Annotated in this window: 11 protein-coding genes; 3 read left to right on the top strand and 8 right to left on the bottom strand. The window is 52.6% G+C overall.

From position 1 onward, the window contains the following. Positions 1-192 precede the first annotated feature (192 nt). From IEX98_RS29605 to IEX98_RS00155, 4 genes are all read right to left on the bottom strand, one after another. Complete coding sequence (locus tag IEX98_RS29605) at positions 193-6,891, bottom strand: pentapeptide repeat-containing protein (RefSeq protein WP_188886936.1); 6,699 nt, start codon at positions 6,889-6,891, stop codon at positions 193-195. Positions 6,892-7,045: 154 nt separating this feature from the next. Then, positions 7,046-8,068 (bottom strand): FecCD family ABC transporter permease, encoded by a 1,023-nt coding sequence (locus IEX98_RS00165; RefSeq protein ID WP_188886935.1) that lies wholly within the window; start codon positions 8,066-8,068, stop codon positions 7,046-7,048. After that, entirely contained in the window at positions 8,068-9,111 is a 1,044-nt protein-coding gene (locus IEX98_RS00160; RefSeq protein ID WP_188886934.1) for a FecCD family ABC transporter permease, read from the bottom strand. Before IEX98_RS00160 ends, IEX98_RS00165 begins: the two co-directional genes overlap by 1 nt. A gap of 205 nt (positions 9,112-9,316) precedes the next feature. After that, positions 9,317-10,525: a glycosyltransferase family 4 protein gene (locus IEX98_RS00155; RefSeq protein WP_188886933.1), complete on the bottom strand. Its 1,209-nt coding sequence runs from the start codon at positions 10,523-10,525 to the stop codon at positions 9,317-9,319. Between the two features lie 183 nt (positions 10,526-10,708). Between IEX98_RS00155 and asd the strand changes: the two genes are divergently transcribed. After that, the gene (gene asd, locus IEX98_RS00150) at positions 10,709-11,500 is read left to right on the top strand and encodes an archaetidylserine decarboxylase (RefSeq protein ID WP_188886932.1); all 792 of its coding nucleotides are present in this window, start codon (positions 10,709-10,711) and stop codon (positions 11,498-11,500) included. 71 nt (positions 11,501-11,571) lie between these two features. Here asd and pdxR read toward each other — a convergent pair whose 3' ends face one another. Further along, complete coding sequence (pdxR, locus tag IEX98_RS00145) at positions 11,572-13,077, bottom strand: MocR-like pyridoxine biosynthesis transcription factor PdxR (RefSeq protein ID WP_188886931.1); 1,506 nt, start codon at positions 13,075-13,077, stop codon at positions 11,572-11,574. 131 nt (positions 13,078-13,208) lie between these two features. On the opposite strand from pdxR, the gene IEX98_RS00140 reads away from it, so the two are divergent. After that, the gene (locus IEX98_RS00140; RefSeq protein ID WP_188886930.1) at positions 13,209-13,835 is read left to right on the top strand and encodes a pyridoxamine 5'-phosphate oxidase family protein; all 627 of its coding nucleotides are present in this window, start codon (positions 13,209-13,211) and stop codon (positions 13,833-13,835) included. Positions 13,836-13,925: 90 nt separating this feature from the next. On the opposite strand, the gene IEX98_RS00135 is transcribed toward IEX98_RS00140, so the two are convergent. Then, positions 13,926-14,717 carry a helix-turn-helix domain-containing protein gene (locus IEX98_RS00135; protein WP_188886929.1) on the bottom strand — a complete coding sequence of 264 codons (792 nt, stop codon included), beginning with the start codon at positions 14,715-14,717 and terminating at the stop codon, positions 13,926-13,928. A gap of 379 nt (positions 14,718-15,096) precedes the next feature. On the opposite strand from IEX98_RS00135, the gene IEX98_RS00130 reads away from it, so the two are divergent. Continuing rightward, positions 15,097-16,398: an aminotransferase class I/II-fold pyridoxal phosphate-dependent enzyme gene (locus tag IEX98_RS00130; protein ID WP_188886928.1), complete on the top strand. Its 1,302-nt coding sequence runs from the start codon at positions 15,097-15,099 to the stop codon at positions 16,396-16,398. Positions 16,399-16,451: 53 nt separating this feature from the next. Here IEX98_RS00130 and IEX98_RS00125 read toward each other — a convergent pair whose 3' ends face one another. Beyond that, positions 16,452-17,705 (bottom strand): ABC transporter permease, encoded by a 1,254-nt coding sequence (locus IEX98_RS00125; RefSeq protein ID WP_188886927.1) that lies wholly within the window; start codon positions 17,703-17,705, stop codon positions 16,452-16,454. Further along, positions 17,702-18,475: an ABC transporter ATP-binding protein gene (locus IEX98_RS00120; RefSeq protein WP_308421726.1), complete on the bottom strand. Its 774-nt coding sequence runs from the start codon at positions 18,473-18,475 to the stop codon at positions 17,702-17,704. The genes IEX98_RS00125 and IEX98_RS00120 overlap by 4 nt, the downstream gene beginning before the upstream one ends. Between the last annotated feature and the right edge of the window lie 83 nt (positions 18,476-18,558).

Below are 18,558 nucleotides of genomic sequence, written 5' to 3'. Positions count from 1 at the left end.
AATCTACATGCAGGCAGTTATGTCTTCTTGGATAAATCAACAAATTTATGTACAGACCTGTTTATGAACGGATTTGGAGGCACGAATCATTGGATTATTCTATTGGTTTTTGTAATTTCACAGTAAAAAGGCTTTCCCGCAGGTCGATGGAGACCGTAAGGAAAGCCTAATAATGTGTTTGACCGCTGATCATTATCTTCCGATGGCGATCCAGTTGATGCTCCCGCTTGGATCATCACTAATCCGCGTACGGATTAGACCGATTACAACGCTGCTGGCTGTTTTGGAACGGACAACTGCATAGCAGGCAGGATGATCGCTCGTCGCCGTTACGACATAAGCATCGTTCTCGAAGGATTCATCGAACTCGATCAGAATGTCGAGCTGATCCCGCTGCGAAGTAAAGCTGTACGGACATAAGCCAAACTGCTGCTTCACAGTTCCGTTGCTAGCCGGGGTAGTAATGGGGTTAAAGGTGAGACTCGACAGTCCGAAATATTCCTCATTGATACCTATATCCGAGATGCTAGGAATAATGCCCGGGGCCAGTTTCTCCAGCGTAATGGCTCCGTCCGCCACTGCATCCGTCGTCACGCTCGCTCTTGCAAGCTTCGATTCTGTAACACTGGCCGCAGCTAGCTTTGTTTCCGTTACACTCGCAGCGCCTAGCTTCGACTCTGTCACACTTGCTTCAGCTAGCTTTGTTTCCGTTACACTCGCAGAGCCTAGCTTCGACTCTGTCACACTTGCTTCAGCTAGCTTTGTTTCCGTTACACTCGCAGCGCCTAGCTTCGACTCTGTCACACTTGCTTCAGCTAGCTTTGTTTCTGTTACGCTTGCAGCGCCTAGCTTCGACTCTGTCACGCTGGCTGCAGCTAGCTTCGTTTCCGTTACACTCGTATCGCCTAGCTTAGACTCTGTCACGCTGGCTGCAGCTAACTTCGTTTCTGTCACACTTGCATCGCCTAGCTTAGACTCCGTCACGCTGGCTGCAGCCAGCTTCGTTTCTGTTACGCTCCCTTCACTTAACTTCCACTTTGTTACGCTTCCGTCACTCAGCTTCGATTCCGTTACGCTTTCATCACATAGCTTCGACTCCGTTATACTTTCATTAGCCAGTTTCGACTCCGTCACGCTTCCATTGCTCAGCTTCGACTCTGTCACGCTGGCTTCGGCTAACTTGGATTCCGTTACGCTTCCTTCGCCTAGCTTCCGTTTCGTGACACTTCCATCGCTCAGCTTCGGTTCTGTGACACTGTCTGCAGTTAGCTTGGATTCCGTTACGCTTCCGTCACCTAACTTCCACTTCGTTACGCTTCCGTCGCTCAACTTTGATTCCGTTACGCTTTCATCGCATAACTTTAACTCCGTCACGCTCTCATCAGCCAGCTTCGATTCCGTCACGCTTCCATCGCTCAGCTTCGATTCCGTCACGCTCACATCAGCCAGCTTCGATTCCGTCACGCTTCCATCGCCTAGCTTCGATTCCGTCACACTCGCATTACCCAACTTTGCTTCCGTCACGCTTCCTTCGCTCAGCTTCGCTTCCGTCACGCTCGCATTACTCAGCTTGGCTCCCGTGACACTCGCATCACTCAGCTTCGCTCCCGTTACGCTCCCGGCTCCTAGCTTCGACTCCGTCACACTCGCATTACCCAACTTTGCTTCCGTCACACTTCCATCGCTCAGCTTCGCTTCCGTCACGCTCGCATCACTCAGCTTCGATTCCGTTACGCTCCCGGCTCCTAGCTTCGACTCCGTCACGCTTGCTGCGCCTAACTTCAGCTCCGTCACGCTTGCTGCGCTTATCTTTGACTCCGTCACGCTCGCATAACCCAGCTTCGACTCCGTCACGCTTCCATCGCCCAGCTTCGACTCCGTCACGCTTCCATCATTGAGCTTCGACTTCGTTACACTCGCATCACCAAGCTTCGACTCCGTCACGCTCGCATCACTCAGCTTCGATCCCGTTACGCTGGCATCACCAAGCTTCGACTCCGTTACGCTTCTATCACTCAGCTTTGACTCCGTCACGCTTCCATCGCTCAGCTTCGACTCCGTCACGCTTGCAGCGTCCAGCTTCGACTCCGTCACGCTTCCATCGCCCAGCTTCGACTCTGTCACACTTCCGTCGTTCAATTTTGACTCCATCACGCTTCCATCGCCTAGCTTCGACTCCGTCACGCTTCCATCGCTCAGCTTCGACTCTGTCACGCTTCCATCGCCCAGCTTCGCTTCCGTCACACTCGCATCACTAAGCTTCGCTTCCGTTACGCTCGCTTCGCCCAGCTTAGACTCCGTCACGCTTCCATCGCCCAGCTTCGCTTCCGTCACGCTCGCTTCGCCCAGCTTCGACTCCGTCACGCTGCCATCTCTTAGCTTCGACTCCGTCACGCTCGCAGCGCTCAGCTTCGACTCCGTCACGCTACCGGCGCTTAGCTTCAACTCCGTCACGCTTGCAGCGCTTAGCTTCGACTCCGTCACGCTCGCATTGCCCAGCTTCGACTCCGTTACGCTTCCATCGCTCAGCTTCGTCTTCGTCACACTAGCTTCGCTTAGCTTCGACTCTGTCACGCTTCCAGCACTCAGCTTCTCTTCCGTTACGCTTCCATCGCCTAGCTTTGACTCTGTTACACTAGCTTCAGTCAACTTTGCTTCCGTAACGCTTCCGTCACCCAGCTTCGCTTCCGTCACGCTTCCATCGCCCAGCTTCGCTTCCGTCACGCTTCCATCGCCTAGCTTCGACTCCGTCACGCTTGCAGCACTCAGCTTCGCTTCCGTTACGCTTCCGTCACCAAGCTTTGCTTCGGTCACGCTTCTATCGCTCAGCTTTACTTCTGTCACGCTTGCAGTGCTCAGCTTCGACTCCGTCACGCTCGCATCACCAAGCTTCGCTTCCGTTACGCTTCCATCACTCAGCTTCGCTTCCGTTACGCTTCCATCACTCAGCTTCGCTTCCGTTACGCTACCGTCACCCAGCTTCAATTCCGTTACGCTCGCATCGCCTAGCTTCGACTCCGTCACGCTCGCTTCGCCCAGCTTCGACTCCGTCACGCTTCCATCGCTCAGCTTCGATTCCGTCACGCTCGCATCGCCCAGCTTCGCTTCCGTTACGCTTGCGTCACCAAGTTTCGCTTCCGTCACGCTCGCATCACTCAGCTTCGCTTCCGTCACGCTTGCAGCACCCAGCTTCGCTTCCGTTACGCTTGCGTCACCCAGCTTCGTTTCCGTCACGCTCGCATTGCTCAGCTTTGATTCGGTCACACTCGCATTGCCCAGCTTAGACTCTGTTACGCTCGCATCGCTCAGCTTCTCTTCTGTCACGCTTGCATCGCTCAGCTTCGCTTCCGTCACGCTCGCATCACAAAGCTTCGCTTCCGTCACGCTCGCTTCGCCTAGCTTCGACTCCGTCACGCTTGCATTGCTCAGCTTCGACTCCGTCACGCTCGCATAACCAAGCTTCGACTCCGTCACGCTTCCATCGCTCAGCTTCGACTCCGTCACGCTCGCATCGACCAGCTTCACTTCCGTCACACTCGCATCGCCCAGCTTCGCTTCCGTCACACTCGCATAACCAAGCTTCGCTTCCGTCACACTCGCATAACCAAGCTTCGCTTCCGTCACGCTCGCATCACCCAGCTTCGACTCTGTTACGCTCGCATCGCTCAGCTTCGCTTCCGTCACGCTTGCATCGCTCAGCTTCGCTTCCGTCACGCTCGCATCACTCAGCTTCGATTCCGTCACGCTTGCATCGCCTAGCTTCGACTCCGTCACGCTTGCAGCACTCAGCTTCGACTCCGTCACGCTAGCATCACCTAGCTTCGCTTCCGTCACGCTAGCATCACCTAGCTTCGCTTCCGTCACGCTCGCATCGCCCAGCTTCGACTCCGTCACGCTCGCATCACCTAGCTTCGCTTCCGTCACGCTTCCATCGCCTAGCTTCGATTCCGTCACGCTCACATCACTCAGCTTCGACTCCGTCACGCTCGCATCGACCAGCTTCGACTCCGTTACGCTAGCATCGTCCAGCTTCGCTTCCGTCACGCTCGCATCTGCCAACTGGCGTTGACCTACTGAACCCTCCACCAGCTTGCTTCCGCCAATGCTCTCATCTGCAACCTTATCCGACCGCCATACTTCTCCGCTTAAATGAGCCGATGTAATAGAACCTTTACGGATATGGTAGCCTTGCACCGTCTCCGCCTTCAAATGTTTGCCCGCAATTGTCTCCAATTGAATATGCTCACCGGACACCGCTGCTGCCGACAATTTGGCGGACGTTACCGATTCATCCTGCAAGATGTCCTCGGACACGCTGCTAATCGTTAGATGTTCGCCCTTTACCGACAACGGCTGCAATTGGATAGAGCCTACCGAAAGCTCCGCAAGCTTGCTCTCCGTTACAGAAAAATCTGCAATATGCGCTGTTCCAACAGAGTCTGGCTGCAGATGAAAGCTGCTGACAGATCCTTCACGCAGATGTCCCGATCCGACGCTATTTGCCGCAAGCTTTGCCGCATTCACTGCCCCATCGGCAATGTGTCCGTCGCGAATGCTGCTCTCGCCAATATGGATGCCTAGCACCGAGGCATTCAATATATGGCGGCTCTGAATTGCTTCGTCCTCAATATGCTTCGTCAGCACTGCACCAGAAGCCAGCTTTGCAGAGCCAACCGATCCGTCAGCCAGCTCTTCGCTGCCAACCGCAGCTTTTTTCAGATGCTGGCTCCCGATGGTTCCCTCCTTTAAATGCTCGCCTCCGAATGATTTCGTCTGCAGGTGCTGCACACCAACCGAGCCATCTGCAAGCAATGAGGCATCTATGATTCCCGGTTGCAGCTTGGATCGGCCGACGCTGCCGTCCGCCAATTTCGAAGCCGTTACACTGCTGTCTGCCATTTTATCCGTCGACACAGCCTCAGGAGATAACTTCAATGAATTGACAACATAGTCGGCTAAATGATGCGAGAACACTACGCCCGGGGCCAAATACCGTTCCGTCACGACTCCGATAGCCAGCTTGCCGCTCGTCACCGAACCATCCTGCAGCGCTTCCGTACCAACCGATTGGCGGGCTAAATGCTGCTGCTCCACGATTGCCTGCTGCAAATGCTGTCCATTTACCGCTTCAGGCGAAATTGCTTCTTCCGTTACTGATCCGGCCGATAGATGATAAGATCGAACAGCTTCCAGTCCGATTTTTTCGAAAGTGACGAGCTCATCCTGCAAATGCCGGGTGGAAATAGCTCCGCTAGCAATTTTCGATTCGCTAACAGCACCTTCAGCAAGCTTACCCTCAGACACAGATTGCTCTACAAGCTGCTCGCCTCCCACCGAGGCGCCTGCAATATGCTTCATCTGGACAGAAGCTGCTGCAAGCTTCGTGTCATCTACCGCGCTATCCAGCAAATGCTCATTGCCAACCGATTCATACTGGAGCTGCTTTCCGGATACAGCCCCTTCAGCCAGATGGCGCTGCTGAATTTGTTCATCAGCGATTTTATCCGCTACGATGCTGCCGCGATTCAAATGCCGGGTTTGCACCGCATCATCCGCCAGCTTTACAGCAGTCACGCTTTGCTCTGCAAGCTTAGAAACCGTTACGGCATGATCAACCAGCTTGATGGTGGACACCGATTGATCAAGCAGCTTAGCCGACGTGACGGCCTGCTCAGCGAGATGACCGCTTTCGATTTGCCTTTGGCCGATGTGGGTACCAAGGACGGCCGACGGTTGAAGATGTGACGCGTCTACTGCGCTTTGCGCCAGATGCCCGGATGTTACCGCCCCGGACTGCAGCTCCCTTGCCCCTATTGCTCCTTCGGCCAAATGTTCTGCTGCGATTGCGCCCGGGGCCAAATGCTTTCCCTGTACAATACCTACCGCTACATGTTCAGCTAATATCAGCCCCGGCTTCAAATGTACGGAATCGACAGTCTCCGCTGCGATTTTATCACTGCCCACCGCCCCGTCCCGCAGCTTGGAACGGGTAACCGCGCCGTCAGCGAGCTTGGAGCTATTGATGGACTCATTCGCAATGTTTTCCGGACGGACAGCCCCGCTCTTGATTTTGTCAGACGTCACCGATTGATTGTCCAGCAATTTCTCTGTTATGATCATTTGCTTCAGATGCTTCGCTTCAATGGAACCCTCTGCGATTTTATCGGAGCTGATCGTCCGGTCGGCAAGCTTATCAGACGTAATGCTGTCATCTGCAAGCTTGCTGCCGGAGATCGATTGATCCAATATTTTATCCCCGGTAATGGAATTATTCATCAAATGAGTGGTATGAATCGAATCAGGCTTAATTTTCGCTCCGTTCACCGCGCCATTGATGATGTGTATGCTGTCTATCGCAAAGTCGGCTATCGCCTTGGAATCGATGCTGCCAGCTCGCAAATGCTCGCCCTCAACTGCCCCTGTAGCTATTTTGTCGCCTGTAATGGCACCATCGACCAAATCATCGGTATAGATGAACGGAACGGGCTCATACAAGTCCTGCTTCTCCACCAGCTTCTCTAATTTTTGATCATAGCTCGGCTCGGCAGTTCTGCTGTTCGTTTCTGCTGTTGTTTGTGCAAACTCAGTAATCGGAAGTGAAACGACTGGTGCTGGCGGCGTTTCATTTTCGACTGCATCGACAGGCTCTGGTACAATCGGTACTCCAATCGCGTTAATGCTGACGCTTCTCGTTTCCTGCGTCGGCTGTACGGGTTGCGATTGCTGAGCTGCTTGTGCAGGTGCCGGCGTATTTATTGCCTGACTAGACGGCTGTGCGACTTTTCTTTTATTCAAATCGTCCAGCCACTTTAATTCGGAAGCATTCGGATTGTCGACATAGAAGAGCGGTCTTCGCCCTTTGGCGCTTCTCGGTTTTTTGCTTTTAGCCATTGTCCTCTCCTTCTTCCACCTGAAATGTCATACGTAATATATGCATCTACCCATAGGCTCGTTACTGGAGCAGGAAGGCCTGCTTTAAAAAACAGCGCAAAAAATACCCGTTAACGCGGACCGCCGCGTTAACGGGTATTCGGGTATGACCTTTTTATTTTGTTTTGGAAAGCAAATACAAGAAGTATGGCGCTCCGATAATCGCCACGATAATGCCTGTCGGCAGCGAAGAGAAAGATCTCGCAATCGTGTCCGCCACAAGAACAAGCAATGCTCCAAGCAGCGCTGCGGTCGGGATGTTCAGCTGATGCTGAGGGCCAACCAGTCGACGGGCCAAATGCGGTCCGACGAGACCTACAAAGCTAATGCCGCCGCCGATCGCAACGCAAGACCCAGCCAGGCCTACCGCTGCTGCCAGCAGCCAAATCCGATCACGATTGATCGGCGTACCCAAGCCTTTCGCCATCTGGTCGCCCAGATTAAGAATGTTAAGCGAACGGGATTTGATCATTGCGAACGGAATAAGCGCAATGATCCAGGGAAGCAAGGCGATAACATATTTCCAGTTGGATCCAGCAATGCTGCCTGCCAGCCAGATCGATACGTACTGGTAGTCTTCCGGATCTAGTGCGAGTGTCAAAACGACCATCGCCGCATTAATACCCGCTTGAACCGCTACCCCAATTAATATCATTCGTGTCGGCAGCAACCCTTTGTGACGCTTATAAGCGAGCATAAAGATTAGAACCGCTGCGCTTGCCGCCCCTCCAAGCGCCAATAACGGCAGGAGGAACAGATTGGCCGACGAATTGTCGCGTAAGAAGGAAATGTACAGCGTTACCATCAAACCGGCACCCGCATTAATACCTAGGAGACCAGGATCAGCAAGCGGATTTCGGAAAAGCCCTTGCAGAATAGCACCTGACACGGCAAAACCAGCACCGATCAGGACCGAAATAATGATTCGCGGCAGCCTGAATTCGAACAGGATCAGATGCTGCTTGTCAGTTCCCCCGCCAAACATCGTTTTCACCACATCAAGCGGCGACAGCCGGATATGGCCGGTATTCATACTAATAATAAAAGCTGTAATAACCAATATCGTTAAAATCAGCATGACGATTATGGCACGAGTTCTTCTTCTGCTTTCCGTTACGGATATATTTGTTGGATTCATTACAATTCTCCCCTCTGTTTCACTGCAAGATAGAGGAAGAACGGTACACCGATCAAAGCAATCAACGCGCCAATTGGAAACTCAGAGGGCGGATTCATCGTTCTCGCTACGATATCGGCAAGCACGACTAGCAAACCGCCAAGCACCGCCGAGCACGGAATGATCCAGCGATAATTGACGCCAACCAGATAACGGGCAAAATGCGGAATGATAAGTCCGATAAAGCCTACAGCACCTGCGACCGATACACCTGCACCCGCGAGCACCAGAGTAAAGACCAAACCTAGTATTTTAATTAAACCGGTTCTCGTTCCCAGCGAGACTGCAATATCCTCGCCCAAGCTTAGCAAAGAAATCGCACGGGATATAATAATCGCGCCGATCAGTCCTCCGCCGATCCAAGGTGCGATGATGGAAATCTGCTGCCAGTTGATGCCGGCAACGCCGCCATGGTACCAGAAGGCCATGTTTTGGCCCACTTTATAATGAATTTGAATACCTGAGCTAAGGGCGACGAACAATGCGCTGACCGCAGCGCCTGCAAGCGTCAGCCGGACCGGCGTCAAGCCGCCTTTAGCCATAGAGGTGACTCCGTATACGATAGCGACGCCAAGCGCCGCGCCTACGAAACAGAAGAACATAATGCTCATATACGAAAGGCTAGGGAAAAAAGCGAAGCAAATCGCCAAAACAAAACCTGCGCCCGCATTCAGACCAAGCAAGCTGGGATCGGCAAGCGGATTTCGCGTCATCCCCTGCATAATCGCGCCAGACACGGCAAAGGCTGCTCCAACAACGGCACAAGCTATTGCACGAGGCATACGAAGCTCACGAATAATCTGATGACTCGTTAACTCAGGATTAAATTTAAATACGGCTTCCCACACCGTTTCCAGACTGATGTTGGCTGCTCCGACCGAAATCGCCAGCGCCATGGAAAGCAGGAGTGCTGCTGTGCCGCCTATGAGGATGATCGTCGCAACGACCGGTCTGGCATGCAGCTTGACGGAAGGCTTGGCTTCCGTTCCATTATTGAGTGCCATTGATGCAACTACCTTTCTGTATGTAACTTATAAATTCACTTGATAACGATTCTCGTTTTCAAATATATCAAAGTTTGATTCCAAATTCAATTCAAATTATCCGCTTTGTTTTTCCATACGAAGTGCTAATTAGTAGAAGGCCGTCCGGGTCAAGCTCAGGCAAGCTCGGCGAACGGCCTTCTTATTGAATCAGCCAACTGCTTTTTCAGAAATTTTCCGTCTCTAATTCGAGCCCGGCATCCGTTATTTCAACTGCTTTCTGCTGAGCTTCTTGAAGCAGCTTCAGCCAGCGGTCGGCCGTATGCTGCCAGGTAAACATCTGCTCCACGCGCCTCCGGCTTTCCTCTCCCATCCGGTCGCGGAGCTCCTTATCAAGAAGAAGCAGTCTCAATTTATCGACCAGCTCGCTTTCTACCCGCCCCGGATCAAGGAGAAACCCGGTCTCCCCGTCACGTATAATCTCTTTCATACCTCCGGCACTCGTTGCAACAACCGGCAAACCGCAGGCCATCGCTTCGACATTGACGAGGCCAAACGCTTCCCGCTGGCCGGAGGGAACGACAGCAATATCGGAAGCAATGAACCAATTCGGCACTTCCGTATACGGCACATAAGGAACGAAGCGCACGTTGCGTGGACATTTGCGGGCTAGCTTATGCAGGCTGCGGGAGTACGCTGTCGTCCGATGCGAGCCGTAAAAGGGGCTCCCTACCACGACGATTAGCAGCTCGGGATCGATTTGAGCGAGCTTCGGGGCCACGCGGAGCAAATGATGCACCCCTTTGAGCGGAATTAACCGGCCAAGGAATATAACAACTTTCCGGCCGCTTAACCCTTTTTTATCCCGGATCGAAGACCGCATGGACATTCCCTCATCCGAAAACCGGGACGGAAACCGTTCAGGCTCGACTCCGGGGTAAACGACCTTCAGCTTCGATCTTGCCTCCGGAACTCGTGAAGCGACGGTCCTCAGCAAAAACTCGCTGTTTACGATAATTTTATCGGCTGCACGCAGACATTGCCGCAGCTTGGACCGAGTCAAATATTTACCTCCTATAAAAGTAGAAGAATGAAGGCTTAGCCAAATCTGCTTGCCCGGAAACCTCCTCCTTAAGGCCAATACGTATAAGGGACGGTTCTCTACTTGAATATGAGACGGGACAAACCGTCCGATCGCCCGCCCGGCTGCCGCAATATAAGATGCCTTGTTCACCGCGTTGAATCTTTCGCAATAAACGCCATTAACAAAACCGGTTCTTGCCAGCTTGCGCATGCTCTTTCCATAGATTCGAGGCTCTGCATGCGGTTTTAAAAGCGGAACAAATTTTTCAACGACACGCTCAACAGAGCTGCTGTTTCCGGAAGGAATGGGAAAGGAACCCGGCGTAACGAATGCGACCTTTGGTGATGCCATTTGTCTATGGAAACCTCCTGCCATAAGCCTTGATGCACTAGCATACGCGTTCCAGCTCTTGATTGCCATGGGCCAATGAGGCTCGAGGCGCTTTAGTTTCTATTGCTTTGTACAGCTTCTTATGGCACACTGTTCGAGAAAAGCAACAACCTACGAAGTATGAAAGGACGTGCGGTACGAGTCATGAAAGACCGATTTTTTCGTGCCATGACGGAATTAAGCTCGCGCAAATGGATTTCCAAAGTGACCGGAAGGTTCGCGCAATCCAGAGGAAGCCGATTATTTATCGCTAAATTCGCCAGCATGTACGGCATAAAGGTAGAAGAGGCCGAGAAGCCGCTTCAAGAATACAAAACGTTAAATGAATTTTTCACCCGCAGACTGAAGCCTGGAGCCCGCGAACTGGAGCCTGATACGACTGCGCTAATCAGTCCGGTTGATGCTCTCATTACCGGATCTGGTCCTATTACAAGCGGAACGATCGTCAATGTAAAAGGACAGGACTATACGGTTGAGGAGCTGCTGAACCGCTCTCCCCGCATGGAAAATTACAAACATGGCTATTACATCGTGCTCTACTTAAGCCCAACTGACTATCACCGCATTCATTCTCCGGTAAGCGGACACATCGTCGAGCGGGAGCATGTGCTCGGCAAAGTATATCCGGTTAACGATTTCGGTCTCACCCGCATGCGCAGGGTACTTAGCCGCAACGAGCGTCTAATCACCTACATTCAGCATAATGCCGGCGAAACTGCTGTCGTGAAGGTCGGAGCGATGAACGTAAGCAGCATTCGTTACGTTGAACCTATTCGGCCAACGGCGGAAAGAGGCGGCGAACTCGCCTATTTCGAGTTCGGATCAACTGTCGTGCTGCTGCTTGAGGACGACACCTTCGAGCCCCGCGCCGATTTACAAGTCGGTCTCAAGGTTCGCATGGGCGAACGTCTGGGCAAACTGATTCCTCAAGACTAATAAGTATAAGCAAGGACCGTCCACTCTCTAACGCGAAGAGAATGGACGGTCCTTTTATTTTCAGCTATGGTCTACTCTCCGGTTTCAGCCAGCTTCCGCCAGCAGTCCCCGATTCGTCGAAGGCCTTCCGCAATGTCTGCTTCATCCAAATGGGCAAAGGTGAACAATGCGCCAAGCCTTCCACCACTCGCCTTAATCCCGTTCTTGGTTTCAGCAATCCAATAAGGCTCACAGCTGCTCCATTTAACACTAGCTTGGAGACATGCTGCCCGCAGCCGTTCAAAGTCAGCCGCAGCTCCGGTCCATTCTGCATAACGATGCAGCCCGGCGTCGGAAGGCTTGAAGCGGAACAGCCCGCCTAAATGGCGATCAGCCTCCTCACGAAACTTCAGCAGCCGTCTGCCATACAACCGCCGTTGACGCCGCAGATGCCTGGAGTATAGGCCGCTTGCCATAAAGGCAGCCAAAGCCCGCTGCTCCGCAACGCCGCTAGAATGCGGCTCCAGCCAATGCTTGGCCAATCGCATCGGCTCTCTGAGCGATTCCGGCACGACGGCATAGCCCAGCCGCAGCTCCCGGAACATCGTCTTCGAGAAGGTCCCGACGTATACGACCCGGCCTTCATAATCGAGCGCCTTGAGCGGTTCGGAAGGGCGGCCGCCCCAGCGGAACTCGCTGTCATAATCGTCTTCAATAATGACGGCCTCATGAGCGGATGCCCACTCGAGCAGCTGTTTTCGGCGCTGAGGATCAAGGGCCACTCCGGTCGGGAACTGACGGCTTGGTGTAACGAACAACAATCTGGCATCCCATGGCTCTGGTACAATACCATAATCGTCGACAGCCGCGTATAGAGGACGGCCGCCCGCCGCTTCCACAGCCCGGCGTATCCCGTCATAGCTAGGATTCTCCACCACGACTTTGCTTCCGGGCTCAATCAGCAGCATCGACAGCAGCGCGATTGCATACATGGAGCCGCTAGTAATAACAATGTCACCTGCCGATGCGACGATTCCCCTCTCCCGTCGTAATTCTTGCGCAATGGCCTCACGCAGTGAACGGCTGCCCTCTAGCTCTGAGGGTTCATAGCGTTCCTGCTCGAAGAGACGGCGAACCTGCTCGAACATGAGCGTACGCCAGTCATCCCAAGGAAATAGTGACACATCCGATTGACCGCTCGAAAAATCAATCTCCGCCCTGCTGTGCGCCTTTTCCCCAGAACCGGTAGTTAGCTGTTCAGACCTGAGGCGCTTCGCCCAAGAAGACAATGGAATTGCTGCCTTAGACGGGGAAGCGGAATGTTGTAAGGACGGCCGTACATAAGCGACGAAAGTACCGCTGCCTCTTTCGGTTCGGGCAAAGCCTTCGGCAACAAGCATTTCATACACTTGGTTCACGAGGCCGCGCGAAAGCTCCAACTGCTCTGCCAGCCGCCGGCTGGAAGGAAGACGCTCGCTTCCGTGCAGAGCACCGGTTATGATCAGATCCCGCACCGCCAAAAACAAAGCCTCCGTTTTTGTGCCAGCCCGTGCGGCAACGGCAAGCTTTTCATAAGCGGCTGTAATTAACTGCTCCATTCTGCTTGCCTCCCTTGTCCCGCTCTATAAATTGGTCTATTAAAAACAAGTGAAATTGGATCTTTTGAGTTGTCAGACTTCAGTCTAACATAGCTTTATTCCCTATAGATAGCCAAAGGAGGCAGAACTGCATGCGCAGGAAAGAATTCGCTGTCGACGAGCAGCAGGAGATTGATCAGTTTCTGGGTGAGATGAGCTTTGGCATTCTCGCCACGGTAGCCGAAAGCGGCTATCCCTCTGCTACGCCGCTTAACTATGTGTACACGAACGGAAACATTTATTTTCACGGCAGCCGGGCTGGCGAAAAAATAGCTAATTTAAAAGCACAGCCCTATGTCACTTTTTGTGTAGCCAAAGAATATGCCATTATTCCTTCCTACTTCACCGATCCGGAGCTGGCTTGTCCCGCGACCGCTTTTTTCAAATCGGTCGTTATCGCCGGACGAGCATCACTCGTCGAAGATATAACAGAAAAGGCAGCAGCCCTGCAAGCGTTGATGGTTAAGCTTCAACCGGAAGGCGGCCATAAGCCGATTTTGGCGGATGATCCGGCTTATCGCGGCAATGTTAAAGGGGTTGCAGTCGTTCGTATCGATGTTGAACACCTTACCGCCAAATTCAAATTCGCCCAGAACAAGAACGAGGAAGAAAAAGCGCCGATTGTGGAAGGACTTCGGGAACGCGGCGGCGAGCTGGACAGCGAGACGATCGGGCTGATGCAGAAGTATTGCCCCTATCACAACGGGAGCAGCGAATAAAAAGCAAGAACCTCCGGCCAGGTCCGCTTCAGTAAGCGAGGATTGGCAAGGAGGTTCTTTTTTACAATAATAAGTCATGCACCGTATCGACTAACGAATTTCCGAAGGGCTTCTTCCCGTATACTGCTTGAACTGCCGGCTGAAGAAAAAGATATCCCGATAGCCGAGAGCGTCGGCCACCTCTGTCACATTCATTCCTTCATACATCAGCAAGTGCTGAGCACGCTCGATCCGTGTCTGAATCATATACGACTGTACCGGCGTTCCAATCATTTCTTTAAATTTCATCGAAAAATAGCGTGGCGACAGCTGGGCGCGATGGGCCAAATCCTCCACCCTGTGCGGAACACCTGGATTTTGGCGGACATAGTTGGCAATTTCATGAATTGCCTCCGTCAGCTGATTGCTCGCCTTCTTCTCCAGCGGCACCTGCAGATCCAGATCTTCACGAAGGAGATGAATGATAAGCTGCTTAAGCACAAGCTGGGCTTCTTCTTCGGCAGCATAGGTCTTCACAAGGAAAAGTCGTACGTAACGGGAAAGCATATGCTCAAACTCGACGGTGTCGACAAACTGCCGGTAACGTCCCGGCACCCGCTCCACAGGATCCTTTGTATCAAAGTGAATATAGGTTAATACGAGCGGTTTTTGCGGATTATGGGTTGCGCTGGTGAAGTCGCCGGGGCGGAACAGAAAACAGCTTCCTTTGCCGACCGGATATATCGTCCCGTTTACTTCCACTTCCCCTTCTCCGCTCCACACGTAAAATAAATCGAAATTGGGCATTGGCTTTTCTCGCGGAGCCCATCTCCAGCCAGGTTCACATACGATTTTGGCGAGCGGGGGCAGCAAAATAAGCGATTCCGGAGTGATATGCAGCATTTATGGGCAGTCCTCCTATGCTTGTACGATTTATTGCAGGGATATAAGGCTTGCAGTTATTGATGATATTACGTCAATCATCAGCTGTCTAAAAGCCTGCTGGCCTTAGCTTGAACCCTGTCCGTTTCGATTTCTAAAAATCAACTAAAAGTGAGGAAATAAAAGCATCTGCCGTCATCATACAACAGCGCCAAACGACTTCGCAAGCCTGTACGGAGCGATTTGCATTTTCCTGCATACCGTTCAGTGATTTGTTAAATTTATTTAATTTCGGATGGTTTGAACCGTGCAAAAAATGTTATAATAGCTCCCGATAAGCAATCCCTATAGGAAATAATACTATAATGAACTGAATTATCGGAAGGATGGAATGAGGTCCATGAACCCACTTGCTCGGCAGTTGAACGAGACTTTACAAGCGGAAAGCCCAGACGTTTACGCGATGTTGTCCGGATTAGGAAAGGCGATTTATTTCCCGAAGGAAGGCATCTTGAGCCAATCCGCAGAAGCGAAGGCAAAAGCCAAGAAATATAACGCTACGATCGGTATCGCAATCGAAGACGGAAAGCCGATGCATTTGAAGGTCATTCAAGATACGCTGAGTGCATACGATCCGAAAGATATATATGAATATGCGCCTCCTGCCGGCAAAGCGGAGCTCCGTGCGGCATGGAAGGCCAAAATGCTGAAGGAAAACCCTTCGGTTGAAGGCAAAAAAATTAGCAATCCCGTTGCGACGAACGCACTGACACATGGCCTGAGTATCGTTGCCGATCTGTTCGCAGATGCGGGAGACGCTGTCATTATCCCGAACAAAAACTGGGAAAACTATGAGCTCACCTTCGGCATCCGCCGCGGTGCGGAAATCGTAGAATACCCGTTGTATAACGAGAACAACCGCTTCAACGCTGCTGGACTGCGCGAAGCGCTGCTTGCACAGAAGGGTAAAGGCAAAGCGATCGTTATTCTCAACTTCCCGAACAATCCGACGGGTTATACACCTGGACCGGAGGAGGGCGATGAAATCGTCGCTGTCATCCGTGAAGCTGCTGAAGCCGGCATCAACGTTGTAGCCGTTACTGACGATGCATACTTCGGTCTCTTCTTTGAAGATTCAGTCCATGAATCGCTGTTCGGCAAGCTTGCCGAACTTCATCCCCGCGTTCTTGCCGTTAAAGTAGACGGCGCGACGAAAGAGGAATATGTATGGGGCTTCCGTGTAGGCTTCATTACGTATGCATCGCAATCAGATAAAACGCTGGCTGCGCTGGAACAAAAAACGACGGGCATTATTCGCGCCACGATTTCAAGCGGCCCGCATCCATCGCAAACCTTTGTCCTTCACGCGCTGCAGTCGCCTGAGTTCGAAGCGCAAAAAGCAGAGAAATACGAGATTATGAAACAACGCGCCAACCGCGTGAAGTCGCTGCTCGACAGCGGACGCTACGGCGATGTATGGGGCTACTATCCGTTCAACTCCGGTTACTTCATGTGTCTGAAGCTGAACGGCGTGTCGGCTGAGGAAGTACGTACGAGACTGCTTGACCAATACGGCGTCGGTACCATTGCTCTTGGCGAAACCGATCTGCGCGTCGCATTCTCCTGCATTGAAGAGCCGAATTTGGAAGAGCTGTTCGATACGATCTACAAAGCGGTAACGGAAATTACAAGCAGCCGCTAATCCCGCAATTGAAGAAGGCTTGGCTGATTCCATGGAATCAGCCAAGCCTTTTTTCATTCCTCATCATCCTCGCGGACGATTTTCCGTTTCATCCGGCCCGGGCGAAGTAGCCATGCATACGCAATCATGATTACCGGAGCAGCGGCCGCCGGCAGCGGACAGCCGGATATCAGCAGCGTAATGCCTGCTGGCAGCCAGACGAGTAAGGCTGCGATGGCCAGTACCACAGAATCGACACGTACAATGCTTTCCGTTCTCTTCGCATCCGGCAGCGGGTAGACATGTCTCCACACTGTGAAGCTATGAACACGGCGAAGTCCGCCAAGCTGAACCGCTAAGATCAGCATTAGAACCGCGTACGCGGCAGCAGCGCCCCAGCCGCTCAGCCATACGGCTTCGGCAAACCAATAGACGATGAGAGCACTGAGAAGTCCTAGTCTCACTATAATGCCGCCCAGCTCTGTTCGGATCAAGGAAGCAGCGTACAAATATACGAATGTATTCGCATGCCTGTAACGGATCCATCTTAGCGCCCAGCTGAGGTAACGCCGCGGCGTCGAACGGGATGCCATTGAGGGAACATCGATAAACAATCCGAAAAATAAATAAGTCGTTCTTCTCGTCCTCGCCTCTTCCTCGATTAACCGTTCCCAAGGGAAGGCATGCCGGGCCGGAATCCGGTACACGAGAGCTAATAAAGCAAAGATCAGAACACCAAACACAACAGCCATCCACGGCTCGCGTGAGAGCATGGCCGTCCAAGCAGCGGCTGTTGCCAGCCAGCGCAGCAGCCGGAGCAGTACGCGCATGCCAGGCCATGCCAGCAGACGTTCCTGCCAAGCGCCCCACGTATTAACGGCACGAAGTCCCGCAGCGAACAGCAGCAGCCACCAGCCGCCTGCCAAACCGTCTCCATGCCGGTATAACGGCCAGTATAAGAGCAGCACAAGACCTGCAATCACAACAGTAAGCAGCAGGCTGCGGCGGAAGGAGCGGAACAGGTAATGGCCCATTCTCGCCTCAAGCGGCAGATGAAAGACAATATCAGCCGATACAAGCCATGTCCGCAGAGGGCTCCAGCATAATACCGGAACTAGGGCAATGACGCCAACCAGCGTAAACGGAAAATCAGGCGGCACATCGCGAAGGAGCTTAATATATCCGAATCCCGACGTAATTGCAATAAAGGACAAGACCAGCAAAAAACCGCTTTGACCCATATAACCGAGATAAGGGAGGATTTCCTTGCGGTAATCGGCAGCCCGCTTCACCCACATCGCTTCCAAAGCTTGAAGCGGAGACTTCATGACCGGTCACCGGTTACGAGCTTGTAGAATGCGTCCTCCAGACCGCCGCTGCGCATCTCGGTTCCGGCTGCGGCGCACACTTCCTCCAAGTTGCCTTGCGCGGCAACGACGCCATGATGCATGACGATAAAGCGATCGCAATAGGCTTCCACTGTCGCGAGGATATGGGAGCTCATCAGAATCGCCGAGCCCTTCTGCTTCACCTCGACAAGACGCTCCAGCAAGGAGCGGATACCGAGCGGGTCCAAACCGAGGAAGGGTTCGTCAATAATATAAAGCGGCGGCTCAGACAGAAGCGCGTTCATGATCATGACCTTCTGCTTCATCCCCTTGGACAGATGGGAGGCAAACGCTCCCCGCTTGGCCGTCATCTGAAACTCCGCCAGCAGCCGCTCTTTTCTGTCCTCAAAGACGCTGCCATCCACATTGTAAGCCATCCCGGTCAGCTTCAAATGCTCTTCCACGGTCAGTTCATCGAACAAGACAGGCGTTTCCGGCACATAGGCGAATGCCGAGCGGTATCGCTCCTGGTTTTCCTCCAGCGCCACTCCGTTCACTTGAACTCCGCCATCATGCGGCTTCATTAAGCCTAAAATATGCTTTATCGTCGTGCTTTTGCCCGCACCGTTCAATCCAATCAAGCCAACCATTTCTCCCGGCCGGATGTCGAACGAGACGTTATGAAGCACCGGCCGCCTTGGGCTGTAGCCACCTGTTAAACTCTCTACCTTTAATATAGGTTCGGTCATCTTCTCACCTTCAAATTCCATAAATGAAATGCTTCTTCTATCAGCATACCTAAAATTTCCTCAAAACTCAAAAAAACAGCCGATATGCGCCCTTCCCAAGATGC

The sequence above is a fragment of the Paenibacillus radicis (ex Gao et al. 2016) genome, from assembly GCF_014641555.1.
Classification (GTDB): Bacteria; Bacillota; Bacilli; order Paenibacillales; family Paenibacillaceae; genus Pristimantibacillus; species Pristimantibacillus radicis.
Note: the sequence above shows the minus strand (reverse complement) of the source record. Positions and strands in the feature narration are given on the sequence as shown.